This is a genomic window from Pseudomonas brassicae (assembly GCF_010671725.1).
In the GTDB taxonomy this organism is placed as follows: Bacteria; Pseudomonadota; Gammaproteobacteria; order Pseudomonadales; family Pseudomonadaceae; genus Aquipseudomonas; species Aquipseudomonas brassicae.
Window position 1 is genome coordinate 1 of record NZ_JAAHBU010000005.1, and the last position, 16,769, is coordinate 16,769.

General features: G+C 64.5%; 18 protein-coding genes and 4 pseudogenes. 12 read left to right on the forward strand and 10 right to left on the reverse strand.

The genetic code is table 11. The features are described 5' to 3' along the window. Positions 1–48 precede the first annotated feature (48 nt). The 4 genes from G3436_RS00655 to G3436_RS00670 form a co-directional block, all read right to left on the reverse strand. Positions 49–477, reverse strand: coding sequence for a hypothetical protein (locus G3436_RS00655; RefSeq protein WP_163940337.1), 429 nt, complete (start codon positions 475–477; stop codon positions 49–51). A 48-nt stretch (positions 478–525) separates the two neighbouring features. Further along, positions 526–900, reverse strand: coding sequence for a cupin domain-containing protein (locus G3436_RS00660; RefSeq protein WP_163940339.1), 375 nt, complete (start codon positions 898–900; stop codon positions 526–528). A gap of 77 nt (positions 901–977) precedes the next feature. Next, the gene (locus G3436_RS00665; RefSeq protein WP_163940341.1) at positions 978–1,793 is read right to left on the reverse strand and encodes an AraC family transcriptional regulator; all 816 of its coding nucleotides are present in this window, start codon (positions 1,791–1,793) and stop codon (positions 978–980) included. A gap of 31 nt (positions 1,794–1,824) precedes the next feature. Further along, positions 1,825–2,121 (reverse strand): DUF3144 domain-containing protein, encoded by a 297-nt coding sequence (locus G3436_RS00670; RefSeq protein WP_163940343.1) that lies wholly within the window; start codon positions 2,119–2,121, stop codon positions 1,825–1,827. A 185-nt stretch (positions 2,122–2,306) separates the two neighbouring features. Between G3436_RS00670 and G3436_RS00675 the strand changes: the two genes are divergently transcribed. From G3436_RS00675 to G3436_RS00685, 3 genes are all read left to right on the forward strand, one after another. Next, positions 2,307–3,983, forward strand: coding sequence for an MFS transporter (locus G3436_RS00675; protein ID WP_163940346.1), 1,677 nt, complete (start codon positions 2,307–2,309; stop codon positions 3,981–3,983). Positions 3,984–4,159: 176 nt separating this feature from the next. Continuing rightward, complete coding sequence (locus tag G3436_RS00680; protein ID WP_163940347.1) at positions 4,160–4,441, forward strand: hypothetical protein; 282 nt, start codon at positions 4,160–4,162, stop codon at positions 4,439–4,441. Beyond that, positions 4,435–5,322 (forward strand): hypothetical protein, encoded by an 888-nt coding sequence (locus tag G3436_RS00685; protein ID WP_163940349.1) that lies wholly within the window; start codon positions 4,435–4,437, stop codon positions 5,320–5,322. The genes G3436_RS00680 and G3436_RS00685 overlap by 7 nt, the downstream gene beginning before the upstream one ends. Before the next feature lie 53 nt (positions 5,323–5,375). Here the strand turns inward: G3436_RS00685 and G3436_RS00690 are convergent, their stop codons facing one another. From G3436_RS00690 to G3436_RS00700, 3 genes are all read right to left on the reverse strand, one after another. Beyond that, positions 5,376–5,690 carry an AzlD family protein gene (locus G3436_RS00690; protein ID WP_163940351.1) on the reverse strand — a complete coding sequence of 105 codons (315 nt, stop codon included), beginning with the start codon at positions 5,688–5,690 and terminating at the stop codon, positions 5,376–5,378. Further along, the gene (locus G3436_RS00695; RefSeq protein WP_163940353.1) at positions 5,680–6,396 is read right to left on the reverse strand and encodes an AzlC family ABC transporter permease; all 717 of its coding nucleotides are present in this window, start codon (positions 6,394–6,396) and stop codon (positions 5,680–5,682) included. Before G3436_RS00695 ends, G3436_RS00690 begins: the two co-directional genes overlap by 11 nt. 266 nt (positions 6,397–6,662) lie before the next feature. After that, a complete protein-coding gene (locus G3436_RS00700) occupies positions 6,663–7,295 on the reverse strand; it encodes a LysE family translocator (protein WP_163940355.1) in 633 nt (210 codons plus the stop codon). Between the two features lie 145 nt (positions 7,296–7,440). Between G3436_RS00700 and G3436_RS00705 the strand changes: the two genes are divergently transcribed. The 4 genes and pseudogenes from G3436_RS00705 (at position 7,441) to G3436_RS00720 (ending at position 9,909) form a co-directional block, all read left to right on the forward strand. Next, on the forward strand, positions 7,441–7,893 hold the full coding sequence (locus G3436_RS00705; protein WP_163940357.1) for an Lrp/AsnC family transcriptional regulator: 453 nt from the start codon (positions 7,441–7,443) through the stop codon (positions 7,891–7,893). 91 nt (positions 7,894–7,984) lie between these two features. Next, the gene (locus G3436_RS00710) at positions 7,985–9,046 is read left to right on the forward strand and encodes an apurinic/apyrimidinic endonuclease family protein (RefSeq protein WP_163940359.1); all 1,062 of its coding nucleotides are present in this window, start codon (positions 7,985–7,987) and stop codon (positions 9,044–9,046) included. A 13-nt stretch (positions 9,047–9,059) separates the two neighbouring features. Beyond that, positions 9,060–9,668 (forward strand): DMP19 family protein, encoded by a 609-nt coding sequence (locus G3436_RS00715; protein ID WP_163940361.1) that lies wholly within the window; start codon positions 9,060–9,062, stop codon positions 9,666–9,668. Positions 9,669–9,754: 86 nt separating this feature from the next. Beyond that, a pseudogene (locus G3436_RS00720) lies at positions 9,755–9,909 on the forward strand (DUF2986 domain-containing protein). 8 nt (positions 9,910–9,917) lie between these two features. Here the strand turns inward: G3436_RS00720 and G3436_RS00725 are convergent. Together G3436_RS00725 and G3436_RS00730 are read right to left on the reverse strand one after the other, a co-directional pair. Continuing rightward, complete coding sequence (locus tag G3436_RS00725; RefSeq protein WP_163940363.1) at positions 9,918–10,358, reverse strand: MAPEG family protein; 441 nt, start codon at positions 10,356–10,358, stop codon at positions 9,918–9,920. Next, complete coding sequence (locus G3436_RS00730; RefSeq protein WP_163940365.1) at positions 10,355–10,615, reverse strand: DUF2834 domain-containing protein; 261 nt, start codon at positions 10,613–10,615, stop codon at positions 10,355–10,357. Before G3436_RS00730 ends, G3436_RS00725 begins: the two co-directional genes overlap by 4 nt. 108 nt (positions 10,616–10,723) lie before the next feature. Between G3436_RS00730 and G3436_RS00735 the strand changes: the two genes are divergently transcribed. Then, positions 10,724–11,560 (forward strand): helix-turn-helix domain-containing protein, encoded by an 837-nt coding sequence (locus G3436_RS00735; RefSeq protein WP_163940370.1) that lies wholly within the window; start codon positions 10,724–10,726, stop codon positions 11,558–11,560. A 373-nt stretch (positions 11,561–11,933) separates the two neighbouring features. Here G3436_RS00735 and G3436_RS00740 read toward each other — a convergent pair. Then, positions 11,934–12,706 (reverse strand): annotated as a pseudogene (locus tag G3436_RS00740) (IclR family transcriptional regulator domain-containing protein). A gap of 146 nt (positions 12,707–12,852) precedes the next feature. On the opposite strand from G3436_RS00740, the gene G3436_RS00745 reads away from it, so the two are divergent. The 4 genes and pseudogenes from G3436_RS00745 to G3436_RS00760 form a co-directional block, all read left to right on the forward strand. Then, positions 12,853–13,671 (forward strand): shikimate dehydrogenase family protein, encoded by an 819-nt coding sequence (locus G3436_RS00745; RefSeq protein ID WP_163940367.1) that lies wholly within the window; start codon positions 12,853–12,855, stop codon positions 13,669–13,671. 33 nt (positions 13,672–13,704) lie between these two features. Continuing rightward, positions 13,705–15,461, forward strand: a pseudogene (locus G3436_RS00750) (FAD-dependent oxidoreductase); the annotation flags it as partial. Continuing rightward, entirely contained in the window at positions 15,449–15,769 is a 321-nt protein-coding gene (locus G3436_RS00755) for an NIPSNAP family protein (protein ID WP_163940368.1), read from the forward strand. The pseudogene G3436_RS00750 and the gene G3436_RS00755, both read left to right, overlap by 13 nt. Positions 15,770–15,836: 67 nt before the next feature. Next, a pseudogene (locus G3436_RS00760) lies at positions 15,837–16,769 on the forward strand (FAD-dependent oxidoreductase); the annotation flags it as partial.

Below are 16,769 nucleotides of genomic sequence, written 5' to 3' on the forward strand. Positions count from 1 at the left end.
CAGCGAACGAGCGCGCAGCGCTCGCAAAGCCTGAATGCACGGTGCCGCTTACAAACGCCCCCACACCTGCACCAACCCCACCAGATGTACCAGCCCAATCCCCAGGCATATCGCCGAGCTGACAACAATGAACGCCTGGCTACGCCCCGTGCCCTGCAACACGAACGGCCCCGCCACACCCCGCGCCACATACACCAGCGTAATCGCGCACAGCGCCAGACGTTGCAACGGCAGCGGCGCGATCACACCCGCCCCCGCCAGCGCATACGCCGCCCACACCAGCAACACGCCGGCAATCCCGGCCGTGACCACCGCCGGGAACCGCCGCCCCGCCTGCGCCGCCCGTATGAACCGCTCTCCAGCACCAAACAACCGATACCACGACGGGCCAGCAATGATGGTGCCGACATGCAACAGCGCCGCCAAGGCACTCAAGGCAGCACTCACCACCAGCGCCAGATTGAAGTCAGCCACCATGCAACGATCCTCCCTGAATTCCAGGCGCGCATTCTCGCACTTTCCAGCCTAGATCCACACATCGTTGACGGCGGTCCGGTCGCCGCCTTCATGCCCGGTGTTCAGCACCCCGCGGGGCTCGATGAGCATCAGTTGCACCTCGTGCTCGGCGTAGGGCTTGTGCTCCACACCTCTGGGCACCACGTACAGGTCGCCACTGCCAAGCACCACGCTGCGGGCGCGAAAATCGATGCGCAGCGTGCCCTGCAGCACATAGAACGTCTCGTCGGTGTCGGCATGCGAGTGCCACACGAAATCGCCTTGCAGGCGCACCACCTTGAACTGGTAGTCATTCATTTCGGCCACGACCTTGGGCGTCCACTGTTCGCTGAACAGGGACAGTTTGTGCATCAGGTTGACCGGCTGGCGGGATACGGTGGGCATGCTGAACTCCTTGTTGGATGAGCCTACAGCCTATTCGCGCGCCCGCCTCTGGCGCTTGTACGATCCTGCAACTTCAGTCAGCGCACGGTGCGCAACATGCCCAGCCAGCGCGCCGGCGACAGGCCGTAGCACTGGCCGAAGTGGCGGGTCATGTGGCTCTGGTCGAAAAAGCCGGCGGCCAGCGCGGCATCCACCATGCTGAACCCCTGCAGCAGCAGGTGCCGGCAACGGTCCAGACGGCGCAGCGTCACGTAGCGGTAGGGGCTGGTACCGAACAGCACGCGAAAATCCCGCGACAGGCTCCAGCGCTCACGGCCACTGGCCCGCTCCAGTGCGTCTAGGGTGATGGCCGTACCAAGATGAGCGTGGATGTAGTCACGGGCACGCTGTGCGGCACGGTAATCGAACGAACGACGCCCGCGCGGCGTGCCGCCGACCGCGTCCAATGCCTGCGCCAGGTCGTAGAGGGCGTCCTGCTCTTGCAGCGGGTCCAGCGCGCAGTCCATCGCTTGCATGAAGGGCTCGGTGGCGCGCAACAGGCGCGGGTCGCCGGACACGCCGCCGACAATGAACGGCAGCGGCTTGCCGCCCAATACCTGCTGGATCGCGGCCGGGTCGATATAGATCATGCGGTAGTGAAAGCCGGCCTCGGTGCCCGCCATGCCGTCGTGCAACTCGTCGGGGTGCAGCACCAGCGTGCCGCCGGGCAGGCTGTGACGCAGGCCCTTCTGGTAGCTGAAGCTCTGCACGCCCGACAGCGTGCGGCCAATCGCGTAGGTGTCATGCCGGTGGGGGTCGTAGCCGTGCCCGCCAAAGTAGGCTTCTATCCGCTCCACTGCTGCCGCAGTGGGGCTACGCACTACCCAGTCGCGTTCGATGCTGTGCTGGCGCATGGCGGTTGCCTCACGTGTACCGAGGTGGGGATCAGGTACCAGAGCGGTCCATGTAGGCGCTGAAGTTGTTGATGTGATCGTCCAGGTTGTCCTCCAGCATCATGCGGTACTGTTCGCAGAAGTATTTCAGCATTGCCTCGCGTGCCTGCGCCATCTCTTCGCCGGACTTGAAGTTGCGCGCGCTGACCCACGCATTGAAACGGGTGGTGCCGAACATCATCGATGCGCTGACCTTGCCAAGGTTTTCCACCTGTTTGAGCTGCTCGTTGGACAGCTCGATGTGCGCGTCGGCGCGATCGTAAAACGACTCGTCAGTGATTTCGGGCATTGCGGGGTACCTGTTTGATCCTGTTGGGTGAGTGGATATCTGCGCGAAGCTGATTATGCTTCAAACGAGCGTGCAGCGCTGCGAGCGACTGTGCGCGCAATCCGTAGTCCGACAACATCAGCCCCAGGGCATGGGTGAAGTGGCAGTGGGTGTTCCGGTCTACACGCACACTCCGGAGAAACCTCATGGCGGCAATCGACAACACATCCACGGGCAGTGCGCCCAGGCGCGGCATCACCAAAGAGGAGCGCAAGGTCATTTTTGCCTCGTCCCTGGGCACCGTGTTCGAATGGTATGACTTCTACCTCTACGGCTCCCTGGCGGCGATCATCGCCAAGCACTTCTTCGCCGGCGTCAACGAAACCACCGCGTTCATCTTCGCCCTGCTGGCCTTCGCTGCCGGTTTCGCCGTGCGACCGTTCGGTGCCATCGTGTTCGGCCGCCTGGGCGACATGATCGGGCGCAAGCATACCTTTCTCATCACCATCGTCATCATGGGGGTGTCCACTGCCATCGTCGGCCTGCTGCCCGGCTATGCCAGCATCGGGGTGGCGGCGCCGATCATCCTGATCACCCTGCGCCTGCTGCAGGGCCTGGCGCTGGGCGGCGAGTACGGCGGCGCGGCCACCTATGTGGCCGAACATGCGCCCCCCGGCAGGCGCGGGTTCTTCACGTCGTGGATCCAGACGACGGCGACACTGGGGCTGTTCCTGTCGCTGCTGGTGATCCTGGCCTGCCGCACGGCACTGGGCACCGAGGCGTTCGAGGCCTGGGGCTGGCGCATACCGTTCCTGCTGTCGATCCTGCTGCTGATCGTATCGGTGTACATCCGCCTGCAACTGAGCGAATCGCCGGTGTTCCAGCGCATGAAAGCCGAAGGCAAGGCGTCCAAGGCACCGCTGACCGAATCCTTCGCCCGCTGGGACAATCTCAAGATAGTGATCATGTCGCTGCTGGGTGGCACCGCCGGCCAGGCCGTGGTGTGGTACACCGGACAGTTCTATGCGCTGTTCTTTCTGTTGCAGACACTCAAGATCGACCCACAGACGGCCAACCTGCTGATTGCCGGCTCGTTGCTGATCGGCACACCGTTCTTCGTGATCTTCGGCAGCCTCTCGGACCGCATCGGGCGCAAGGGCATCATCATGGCCGGCTGCATCCTGGCGGCACTGACCTACTTCCCGATCTTTCATGCCTTGACCCAGTACGGCAACCCGGACGTGTTCGCCGCACAGGCCAGGAACCCGGTGACGGTGGTGGCCGACCCCGGCCAGTGCTCGTTCCAGTTCGACCCGGTGGGCAAGGCCAGGTTTACCAGCTCGTGCGACGTGGCCAAGAGCCTGCTGGCCAAGCGTGCCATCCCCTACGAGAACCAGAAGGCAGAACCCGGCGCGGTGGCGCAGGTGCGCATCGGTGACAAGGTGATCCAGAGTTTTGACGGCAGCAGCCTGCCGGCCGCCGATTTCAAGGCGCAGAACGACGCCTTCACCGCCACCCTGGGCACGGCCTTGAAAGATGCCGGTTACCCGGAAAAAGCCGACCCGAACAAGACCAACTACCCGATGGTGCTGTTGCTGCTGACCATCCTGGTGATCTACGTGACCATGGTCTACGGCCCCATTGCGGCCTGGCTGGTGGAGCTGTTCCCCACGCGCATCCGCTACACCTCCATGTCACTGCCCTATCACATCGGCAACGGCTGGTTCGGCGGCTTCCTGCCGACGGTGGCATTCGCCATGGTGGCGGCCACGGGGGATATCTACTACGGGCTGTGGTACCCGATCGTCATCGCGGTGATGACCGCCATCCTGGGCACCTTTTTCCTGCCTGAGACCAAGGACCGGGATATCAACCACGAGTAGAACCTGCCGCCGCCCTTGCCCCGCGGGGCGGGGGCGGCCAGTGTTTCAGCCGGGCGGGTGTGCGAAGTGTGGTGAAACATCACTGCTGCACCTGCCCGCACTTCGGATATCCTTCGCGGGTCAAGTCAACCGATCGAACAGGCATCCCCCCTTCACCCCTTCTACGAGTTTCACGGATGAACTACCTCTACCCTCTGGCCCTGGGCCTGTATGCCGGGCTGAGCAGCTGCGCCAGCAACGCTTCACCACACCACGATAGCCCCGAAGCCCTGATCGCACGTATTCAGGCACCGCAACCCGCCACCGAGGTGGTCAGTTGGGTACAGCCAGGCAACCAGCGTGTTGACTGCAAGCTCTATGTTTCCGTACCCAAGACGAGCCCTGGGGTGGTCACCCAGGCAGCCTGGGATGCCAGTGCAAGGACGGCTTTGCCATCGGCACCGGCCGTGAGGTGCTGACCGTAGACGCGCGCAGTGGCTCAGCCATCGCCAGCTATGCCGGCGGCCAGGTCAGGCCAAGCTACTTCTATCAAACCCACAGCGCACCGCTGCTGGTGGCGTTCGGCGACGTACAGAGCGGCACCTTGCTGTTGATGCGCGAGGGCGAGGGCGATGCCGGCGTCGCGTCGCCCCTGAGCCTTGGCACAATGGTGCGTGGGCCGGACGGCATCACCTACGTGAGCCTGTTCAATCTCGCCGCGGGCGATACGACCTACATCAAACAGTTCCCCAGCGGCTATCAAGTGTTCTACCGCTACCTGGCAGACCCGCTGGACCCGGTGGCGATCGAGGTGTTCACGCGCGACGGGCAGGCGGTGGTGGGCTACGCCATACGTCAGTACAAGAGCGGCCAGGTACAGCAGGTGGACATCGGCCCGGACGGTGCGCGGCCTGTGCAAGTACCCGACGCCTACCTGGCGTTTCTTGACACCACCCTGCGCGAGATCCGCCAGAAAAGCGCGGCCGCCCAGTATGGCGTTGCACCGGCAGTGGCCACCAGCACGGCCTACAGGGCAGCAGTCTGCGGCCAGCCTGCAACCCCTGAGGTGCCGAGCGACCTGTGCAAGGAAACCACACTGCTCGCCGCGTACGCCGCCCAGGTGATCGCCCTTGATACCGCACGCGAGCAACGCTTTACCGAAATGCGGCGTACGCAGCAGATCGATGCACCCTGGCAGTTTGCCGTGCGTGACTACGATGCGAACGTGACGTACCCGCTCAACAGCCTTGGCGATGCGGTACAGCAGTATGTACAGAGCATGGGCAGGGCCAGGCTGATGCAGCGTCACCTTGAGCAGAGCGCCGGCAACGAGGTGGCAGCGCAAGGCAACGGCCATTGAGCGTGGGGCGCAAGCCGCCAGGCTCACCCCGGTAGCATTGCGCCCTGCCGAACTTACCCCGCCAAGGCCCTGAACAGGGCGGCGGCGGCAACACCGGCAGTGATCGCCGGCAGCGGCTTTTTCACCACCAGCATAACCACTGCCGTGGCCAGCAACGCCAGCCGTGCACCGTTGTCGCCGGTCACCGCCAGCGGCGCCAGCACGGCCACCAACACCGAACCGGACATGGCGCTGATCAACTGCTGCACGCGGTAATTGATCGGCACGAACGACATCACGAACAGCCCGCCCAAACGCGTCACCAAGGTGACGAGTGCCATGATCAGGACAATGATGAGCGAGCCCAAGCCGCCGGTTTCAATGCTCATTCTTGTTCTCCATCCATACCGCGCCCAGCACGCCACCGGCCAACGCGCCTACCACCACATGGCTGTTGGCAGGCAGGTACCAGTAGGCACACAGTGACGAGCCGGCCGCGACCGTCCAGATCACCAGCATGCGCGGGCTCTTCTGCCCGCCGACCACCATCGCCAGCAGGAAGCAGCCCATCACCATGTCCAGGCCCAGGCTCACCGGGTCGTGGATGGCATTGCCGAAATACATGCCCAGCCAGGTACCGATCGCCCATGCAACCCACAATGCAAGGCCGCCCCCGAACAGCAGGCCAATGCCCGGCTTGCCGTTGCTGTAGGCCTGCATGGCCAGCGCCCAGTTGGCGTCAGACGCCACCAGCATCACGCCGTAGCGCTTGGCCAGCGGCAACTCGCGCAACCAGGGGTAGAGCGTCGCGCCCATCAACAAGTGCCGGGCATTGATGGCAAACACCGTGACCATCAACGGTATCAGCGGTACCTGCTCGCCCCACAGGTCCAGCGCAGCGAACTGCGAGGCGCCGGCGAACACCAGGGTGCTCATCAGCATGATCGAACCATCGCCCAGCCCCGTTTGTACGGCAGCCAGCCCGAACGCCACACCGAACACGACGACGAAGAAGGAAATCGGCAGCAGCTGTTTGAAGCCGCCCCACACCTCATCGAACGTCAGCTCGCACGACGCCTTATCTACTGACAACACTCATGTTCTCCTTGTCTGCATAATGCAACACCTCAAGCCCCACGTCGGGTCGACCGTGCGGGCGGCTGAGCCGCAGGCAATGTTGCGCTATCAGGGCGGCGATTGTCTTGCTGTTCTTTGCCGTCAAAGCCCCCTCGTGCAGCCCACCGGGTAGGCGCGCATGCCCTGGGCGCAGGCAGGCGTAGCGGCGCGTCTCACACGTCACCGGCGTTGACCGCGCCGTCCTCATCCAGCAAAGGAAAACGCCCTGACCTACCTCGCGTGCCTCAGCGCAAAGCAGAGTGCTGCGTTATTTGCCCAGCCAACAGCACCAGCGCGATGATGATCATGGCGGCGCCCGACAACCGGCTGACCAGGTGCGCAGCGCCAGGGCGTGCCCCCAGTACCGCTTGCGAACCAAAGCCGACCAGCAGGTAGATAACCCCGCAACTGGCGGCGTGCACCAGCCCAAGGGCCAGGATCTGCATTGGCACCGGCCAGGGCGCCGTGGCATCGGTGAACTGCGGCAGCAGCGCCAGAAAAAGCAGGAAGACCTTGGGGTTCAGCCCACTCACGCACAGGCCCTTGAAGGCCCAGCGCCGCCAGGCGCCCGAGGCCTGTGCAGGGTCGGCCTGCGGTGCCGAGGGATGGGTGAGCATGTTGATACCCAGCCACAGCAGATACCCCGAACCTGCGACCGTCAGCACCGACATTGCGAGCGGGTGCCCGGCAACCAGCGTGCCGACCCCTGCCGCCACGACCACGGTGGCAATCAAGTGCCCAGACAACATCCCGACCACCGCCGGCACGACCACTCGCCCCTTGAGGCCGGCCGAAATTGCATACGCCCAATCGGCGCCCGGGGTGACGACGAACAGGATCGATACCGCCCAGAACGCCGCGAACACACTCAACGTCATGACGCTACCCACCCCTGCTGCAACCCGCTTGACTGCATGGCCCTGCTCCTCGATGTGATGATGAGCAGGAAGATTAGTGAAAACTTGGTAGAATTTTCTTTCAAAGATAATCGTCAAGCCACCCAATAAAGGGAGATTCTTCTATATGGATCGGATTGACCGGAAGATTCTTTCCGAACTGCAAAAAGATGGCCGATTGTCGGTCACCGAACTGGCCGAGCGCGTAGGGCTGAGCCTTTCGCCGTGCCACCGCCGGGTACGCGCGCTGGAGCAGGCTGGCGTGCTGCTGGGCTACCGGGCGCAGTTGGACCCTGGCGCACTCGGCCTGAATTTTTCGGCCATGGTGTTTGTCACGTTGCGTGAAGGCGATCGCCAGGCCGTCGAGGCGTTCGAGACCGCGCTGGTAGGCATTGCGCAGGTGGTCGAGGCGCAACGGCTGTTCGGTGAGCCGGACTACCTGCTGCACGTCATCACCCAGGACCTGCCGGCCTTTCAGCAGCTCTACGACGACAGCCTGTCGACACTGCCGAATGTGCAACGGCTGACCTCGACCCTGGTGATGAAACGGGTGGTGCAGGACAGACCGCTGCCGCTGTGACAGCAGAACGGCTGTTCAGCGGGCGTATGAGCGCTGCAGCCGATGGTGCACACTATGGCTCCCAGCTGCGTTGCCAAAGGCCCGATTACCCATGACCCACCCTCGTATCGGCTTTGCCTGCCAATACAGGCACCCCGAGCGCGCCCTGTCGGCGTCAGCCTTGAAAGCGCTGGAAAGCCCCTTCAACCCGCGAACTACCACACTGCGCTGGATGAACAGCGTTGCGCCCCAGGTGGCCCGCGAGAAGCTGCTCGAGGTGGTGCTGCACAACCTGGCGGCGCAGTTGCGCCTGCTGGCCTACGTCGCCGATTTGCCGCCCACCTTGCGCATGCTGCGCCTGAGCAGTGACTTGCTGCCGTTCTACAGCCATCCGAGTGTTCGCGCGTTCTACCAGGACCCGGCGATCGAACGTCAGCTCATCGACGGTTTTGCCGCCATCGGCACGGCTGCGCGTGCCGCCGATATTCGCCTGTCGTTTCATCCCGGCCAATACTGCGTGCTGGGTTCGGACAACCCGGGCGTGGTGCAAAACAGCCTGGCCGAGTTCGAGTACCACGCCGACATGATTCGCATGATGGGCTACGGGCGCCGCTTTCAAGACCTCAAGTGCAACGTGCACATTGCCGGCCGCCTGGGTGTGGACGGCACGCGCGCGGTCTGGCCACGCCTGTCGCAGGTGGCGCGCAACTGCATCACGTTCGAGAATGACGAAAAGACCTATGGGCTGGACCACTGCCTGCAGGTCGCCGACCTTGCGCCGGTGGTACTGGACATTCACCACTGCTGGATCCACGAGAACCACTACATCGCCCCCGACGCGCCACGCGTTGAGCGGGTACTCGAAAGCTGGCGCGGGGTGCGCCCCACCCTGCACTACTCGCAACCTCCGGAAAGCTTGCAGGCCCTGGGCTTCGACGCCGAGCACAGCCTGGACATGCAGGCGTTGCTGAAGGTGGTCAACAAACGCGACCTCTACCTGCACAGTGACCGCATGTGGAACCACCGGACCAACGCCTATGCGCTGCAGTTTCTGGACCGCTTCGATATCATGCTGGAGGCCAAGGACAAGAACATCGCTGCACTGGCGTTCTACGCGTATCTGAAGCGGCGACGCGCTGACGATCAGCCGCCGGCAGCAACACCCGCCCCCTGACAACGGAATGTGCATGACTGAAAAACACCCCTGCCACGCCTGCGCCAACCCGATCCTGGCAAGTACCGCCATACGCACCGGCGGGCTGTGCATGCCGTGCAAGGGCGGTTACCGCGAGAACATCGAACACGGCAAGCAACGTGCCACAGAGCGCAAGCAGTACCTGGCCAGCCCGCAGGCGCAGTACTGGTCGGCGTTGGTCAATCGGGTTTACCACACCGAGCAGGGCTTCGCCGGCCTGGCGTTGGCAGAACAGCACTACTACGCGGTCAACTGCCTCAGTGGCGAAGTCTACAACGGCGGTTTCGAGCAGTACTTCGGCAACTCGTCGGCAGACCACTACCTGATTGCCTGTGCCGGGCTGCGTACGCTGGGTGCGCTGCACACCCTGGCCCTGCTGGAGGAGGCCAGGGGCGTACTCTTCGGTGCACACCCCGTGCCCCTCGATCAGGGCGAGCGCCAGTTACGCATGCCCACCTATGCCCCCGCAGGCGACGCCGACTGCGAAGCAGCGCTGGATACACTGGACGCACGCTTTTACCTCGATAGCGAGGCACTCGACGACCGGCTGCGCAAACATGCGCGCGTGCACGGGCTGTTCGAGCACCTCGAACCGAGCTGAAAAAGCCACCGTGTGTGCATGGCGGCTTTGGCGTTCAAGCTCGCAATGGCCTACCATAGCCACGCGTACACGTTGAGTAGAAAAACATGAATCGTCGCAAGAAGATCAACCAGCTGTTGAAAGCCAACGAAAAAAAGCCAGCGCCAAACTGGCCCCTCGCAGCAAACCTCAATACATCAGCAAGGCTGATCGTCTGAAACTGGCCGCGCAAGCCGATCCGGACTCGACGACCGAGGGCTGACCGGTGTGCTACGCCGTTTGCCAGGCAGTGACTAGCGCCGCCACAATCAACCCGGCAAATCCCGCCAGGCACAGGATACCGACGCCATAGCACAGCGTACGCCACGGCTGAACGCCTGCCAGGTAGGTCAAGGTGTGCAGCACCCTGGCAACGGTGAACAGGATGCTTAGCCAGGCGACCGCCACGGCGGGCGCACTCAGGGCAATGGCCAGGCCGCCAAGGGCAAAGAACATCGGGATGTTTTCCAGGTCGTTTGCCCAGGCCCGCGCGGCCCGTGCCACCTCGTACCGTTCTGCTGGCTGCGGGCGCTGCTTGAACACCGCAGCGTCCTCGGGGTTGGTGAACGCAACGAAACGCAGGCGCCAGTATCCCTGGTAGCAGGACACGGCGAACATCTTGAAGCACAGCACCAGCGTGCACAGCGCGTAGACAGACAAGGCGTCACTCATCTGCTGCCCTCCCCCGCACAGCCCCGGACCACGATGTACAGCAGTGGCCCGAGCGACACGAACACCAGCGTCAGCAGCAGGTAGGGCAGTACGCCAGGCCATGCGCGGCCCCGCGCGCGGGCATCCTTGAGCATCCACACGCACGCAAGCGCCGCCATCAGGTACAGGTCGATGAGCACCTGAGCGGTGTCTGGCCGCGACATCAGCCCAAGCCCGAACGCGATCAGCAGAACCAGTGCAATCGAGCGAGATCTCATCGTAGTCTCCTGGTTGGGTGTGCCCGACAGACTAGTGATAGGGTTGTACCCGCGGCAATGACCTGACAGGTCATGGACGCACTTCACCAGGACAGTCAGAGTCTGCGCATGAGCCATCAGCCGTTTCATCCCACCCACCCTGCCGCCAGCACATCGGCCGGCCAGCATCTGCGCCGCTTGCGTCGGCAGGCGGGGCTCAGCCAGCTTGACCTGGCACTGCGCGCAGGCGTCTCGCAGCGCCACCTGAGTTGCGTCGAGACGGGGCGTGCCAAGGCCAGCCCCAGCACCCTGCATGCCATCCTGTCGGCCCTGGACACGCCCCTTGAACGTTGCAATGACGTATTCCTCGCCGCCGGGTATGCACCGCGCTACGCCGCATCCGCACTCGATGCACCGGTGATGCAAATGGTGCACGGCGCCATCGGGCACCTGCTGCAGGCACAGAACCCTGCACCTGCGATCGTTATCGACAGCAACTGGGACGTTACCGCCGCCAACACCAGTACCGGGCTGCTATTGGCGATGACCGGCACTGCGGCGCAGGGTGCATCGGGCCTCAACCTGCTGGACACGCTGCTGCGCCCGGGTGGCCTGGGCGATCACCTGGTCAACGCACAGCAAGTGCGTGCAGTCGCCTGGCAGCGCGCCGCAAGGGAGGCCACAGGCAATCCCGCCCTCGCCAGCCGCCTGCAGAACCTGCCGTGCCCGGCAGAGCTGCCATTGGAGCAAGCGCCCGCGCCGCTGCTGCTGACCTGCGTGCGCAGCCAGCAAGGGGAGTTGAGGTTCCTGTCCACCTTCACCACCTTCGGCATGCCGCTGGACATCACTGTGGCGTCGCTGCGCATCGAGCACCTGATCCCCGCCGATACGCACACATGGCAAGTGATGACGGCTGCCTACCAACAGTGGGCAGGGTCGCCACTGCCGGGTCAGCCAGCCTGCTGAGCGCCGCCGCAGGGCGATATCTCGACGTCAATCGGGTCCAGCGACAGAGGCTGCTGCGTATCGGTACCAGAGGCGTGTGGTTGGCGCCGGTCATGAACTCCAGTGCCGAGGGAGCGAAGGCTTCCCGCCATCCCGGTCATCCAGAGCCGCCTCTTTACACCTGATCTGCGGGGTAGCAAAGCGCCAGAGCGCCCCCCCCCAGAAGCCCGCCAAGCAAAAGGCGCATAGCGCCACCTGACAGTCATTGGCGCTTTTTTGTGTACGTGATTTCGATTTATGGTGGCTGCGTGTGGGAGACCTTCGGGTCTGCCGGGTTCCTTACACAAGGCATCCAGCATCCAGATGCAGCCTGTTGCGCCGTAGTGTCTGCACCTCAAAGCGTCATGACCGGCCGCAACAACGCCTGCCCTTCATACAGCGCCGACAGATACCGCTCACGCATGTCCTCGAGCGTCATGCGCGAGGCATGCGTCGTCAGCGTAAGTGCCGCCTGCAACTGCCCGGCGCGGTCAATCAGCGGCACGCTCAGCACGCGCATGCCCACCTCATATTCCTGGTCCACCATCACGTACCCACGCGCGCGCGCCAGGTCGATTTCGCGGCCGATCGATACCACGTCCGTGAGCGTGTAAGGCGTGATCGCCCGTGGCGGATTGCGCTCGAAGTACGCGCCAACCTGCGCCTGCGACAGGCTCGCCAGCCACAACCGCCCACTCCCGGTGCAATACATCGGCACCCTCGAACCCGGGCGGATCGACATCGAGGTGATGTGGCTGTAGCGACTGCGCACCACATGCAGATGTCGTCGCCATCGCGCACCCCCACCGACACATGCTCCTGGGTGGTGCGCGCCACCTGCTCCACGATCGGGCGCAGCATGCGCGGCAACACGGCAGAGTCGACATAGGCCTGGCCAATACGCAGGTTCTTGGCGGTCAACCAGTAGTAACGGCCATCGGTCTGGGCAAAGTCGTCATGCACCAGGGTCAGCAGAAAACGCCGCGCAGCGCTCTGGGTCATGTCGGCCATGCGCGCCACCTCGGGCACGCTGAGGCGCGGGTGCTCGTGGGAAAACAGCTGCAACAGTGCCAGGCCCTTCTGCAGGCCGACGATCAGGTCGCGCTGGTGGATAGTGGGTTGTTTCATGGGGCGCCGCCTCTGATCACGCTTTAGTGCGATTATCGCAGTAATGATGCGATTATCAACGTGTTTCTACCTGCTGCGCTTTGCCCAGCCACTCCCCTGACTTGCAGTATTGGCCCCACAACACAGCCAACAAGCAGGAACGCCCCATGATCCAAGGCTCAACCGAACTGGTCGCCATCGTCGGTTCACCGATTGCCCAGGTGAAGTCACCAGAAAACTTCAACCGCTGGTTCGCTGACCACCAGCAGAACGTGGGCATGCTCGCCATCGACCTGGCCCACAGCGCCCTGGATGAATTCGTGCAGACCTTGCGCGGCTGGCAGAACCTTCGCGGCTGTGTGGTGACCGTTCCCTACAAGCAATTGCTCGCGGGGCGGCTGGACAGCGTCAGTGAGCGGTCGGCAGCGCTGCGCTCGGTCAATGTGATCCGCCGCGAAGCCGATGGGCGCCTGGTGGGCGATATCGTCGATGGCGACGGGTTTCTCAACGCGGCGCGCCAGCAGGGCTTCGATCCCGAGGGCAAGAAGGCCCTGGTCATCGGCACCGGCGGCGTCGGCAGCGCGATTGCCTATGCGTTGTGCGAGGCCGGCGCACGCCACCTGGTCATCAGTGACCTCGACCCCGCACGCGTCGAGACCCTGCGCGGGCTCTTGAGCACGGCCTTCGCGCATACCCGGATCAGCGCCAAGCCGACCTCGCTTGCGGACTTCGACCTTGTGGTCAACGCCTCGCCGGTCGGCATGAGCGCCACCGACGATGATGGCCCGCTGCCGTTGCCGGCGGCGCTGATGGACACCCTCAACGCCACGACGCATGTGGCGGATGTGGTGACCCACCCGGCCGTCACGCCCCTGCTCGCCTTTGCCCGACGCCGTGGCTGCCCGGTCCAGACCGGGCCGCAGATGGCCCGGGCGCAGTTGGGCAACCTCGGTCACTTCATGGGCGTCACACCACTGGACATCTGATGGTCCGGCCGTGTCTTTGAACAGGCGATAGCAATGAACACGACGACTTCCCTGCCCCCTGCCGCTGCCGACCTGTCCGTTGACCTGATCGTGCTGGGCAGTGGCGCTGCCGGCTTTGCCGCAGCGGTCACCGCCAGCAGCCGCGGCCTCAAGGTGTTGCTGGTGGAAAAAGCCGAGGTCTTTGGCGGTACCTCGGCGATTTCCGGCGGCGCGGTATGGCTGCACGATACAGACCAGGCCCGCGCGGCCGGGCAACACTGCCCGCCGAGCAGATGCGCCGCTACCTCAAGCAGGTAATCGGCAGCGGTTACAACGCGCCACTGATCGATGCCTTCATCGCGCAAGGGCGCGAGGCCCTGCGCTACCTGCAAACCCACAGCGCACTGCGCTACAGCCTGCGCCCGTTGTCGCCCGACTATTACCCGGACCTGCCCGGCGCGACCCACAGCGGCCGCGCGCTGGAAATCGACGAGTACGACGGACGCTGCCTGGGCGAGCATTTCAAGCACCTCAGACGCCCACCCGACGGCATGCTGCTGTTCGGCGGATGATGGTCAATCGCGTCGACATCCAGCACTTTCTCAGCTTCAAACGCTCACCGCGATCACTGTGGCATTGCCTCAAACTGATGGGCCGCTATGCCCGCGACCGCCTCAGCCACCCACGCGGCACACGCCTCACAGTCGGCAATGCCTTGATTGCGCGCCTGGCCAGCAGCGCATTCGCCAAGGGCGTCGAGCTGTGGCTGCAAGCCTCGCCCCAAGCGCTGATCGTGGAGCACGGCAAGGTCTGCGGGGTGCATATCACCTGGCGCGGGCAACACCATAGCGTCACTGCGCGTGGCGGTGTCGTGCTGGCCATGGGTGGGTTCGCTGCCGGCGCGCATGCTGCCGAACAACGCCCCGCTACCGGCGCAGAGCACTGGACCCTGTCCGCGCCCGACAATATCGGTGACGGGCAACGGCTGGCCGCATCGGTGGAGGCGGCTATCGGCCACGACCTGTCGGCCAACTTCTTCTGGGCGCCGTCTCGGTGCTTCACAAGCCAGACGGCAGCACCGAGCGCTTCCCGCACCTGGTCACCGACCGCGCCAAGCCCGGCGTAATCGCAGTCAACCGGTGCGGGCAGCGCTTCGTCAACGAGTCCGACTCCTACCACTGCTTTGTCGAGGCCATGTTCGCCAATGGCGGCGCCAACGCGCCCTGCTGGCTGGTCTGCGATAGCGAAGCGCTGAACCGCTACGGGATGGGCCTGGCCCGACCACGGCCGGTAGACAACAGCGCGCTGATCGAGGCCGGCTACCTGCTGCGTGCCGACAGCCTGGGCGCGCTGGCACGCATGGCCGGGATCGACGCGAACGCGCTGGAGCAGACCGTGGCGCACTACAACGCCGATGCCGAGCACGGCGTGGACCACGCGTTCGGCAAGGGCAGCAGCGCCTACAACCGCTATATGGGCGACCCGCTGCACCAGCCCAACCCCTGCCTGAAAGCGCTGGGCAAGGCGCCCTACTACGCGATCCAACTGTCCACCGGCGACCTCGGCTCGGCACGCGGGCTGCTCACCGACCACCATGCCAACGTGCTGGACCGCAGCGGTGCGCCGATCCCCGGGCTCTACGCTGCCGGCAACGAAATGCACTCGATCATGCACGGCACCTACCCGGGCCCCGGCATTACCCTGGGGCCTGGCATCACCTTCGGCTACCTCGCGGCCACGCACATTGCCGATCACCTTGACCCTGGCGCGCAAGCCGCGCCCACACCTGGAGCACACCATGTACTACGAACTGCGCACCTACACGATTAAACCCACCCGCCTCGGCGACTGGCTGGCCCTGTACAAAAGCGCTGCGCTGGCGGTGCAGCAGGAGCACCTGGGCAACCTGGTCGGCTTCTTCACCACAGAGGTCGGCGAGGTCAATCAGGTGGTGCACCTGTGGGGCTACACCAGCCTCGACGAGCGTATGGCACGTCGCAACGCCATGGCGGCCGACCCGCGCTGGCAGGACTTCGCACGCCAGAACAAGGAACTGGATGCGGTGCTAAGCCTGGAGTCGCGGCTACTGCGCCCCACCGACTTTTCGCCGTTGAAGTAACGCTCGCCACGTTGCGCCGCGCCCACCTGGGGGCGGCCAACCCCACCTCTTTGTCACGGAAAGCCCGATGCACCTCAGCCAACCCTTGCAGTGTGATGTTCTGATCGTCGGTTCCGGCGCCGCGGGCCTGTCTGCGGCGGTCACCGCGGCCGAGTCGGGCCTGGAGGTGATCGTGGTGGAAAAGGCCGCGCAACTGGGCGGCACCAGTGCCTGGTCCGGCGGCTGGCTGTGGATCCCGCGCAATCCGCTGGCGATTGCCCAAGGCATCGTTGAAGACCCCGAGCACGCCCGCACGTACCTGCGCCATGAACTGCACTGCGACGTGCTCGATGAGCGCGTGGAGATGTTCCTGGAACACGGTCCGCACATGCTTGAGTTCTTCCAGCGCCATACCGACGTGCAGTTTTTCTGCGCCAGCACGATGCCCGATTTTCATGACAGCCCAGGGTGCGCCGAGGGCGGACGCTCGGTCTGCGCACAACCGTTCGATGGCCGCCGGCTCGGGCCATGGATTCACAGGCTGCGCCCCCCGCTGGACCTGATCAGCCCCGCTGGCATGGGCATCGCCGGCGGGGCCGACCTCAACCACTTCCTCAATGCGCGACGCTCTGCGGCGTCCCTGCTGCATACCGGCAAGCGCCTGTGGCGCCATGCCGGCGACCTGCTGCGCCATGGCCGCGGCATGCACCTGGTGAACGGCAACGCGCTGGTCGCGCGCCTGCTCAAAAGCGCACTGGACCGCCAGGTACGCCTGCTGGTCGATACGCCCGTGCGTGCGCTGTTGCGTGACGGCGAACGGGTGTGCGGAGCACGCGTGGCGTCGTGCGCCCGCCTGGTCGAGATCAAGGCCCGGCGTGGCGTGGTGCTGGCCTGCGGCGGGTTCCCCCACGACCCGCAGCGCATCGCCCAGTTGTTCGCCCATGCCCCTGGCGGCACCGAGCACCTGAGCGCCCGCGCCCAAGGGCAACACCGGCGATGGCCTGCGCCTGGGCGAGAGCGT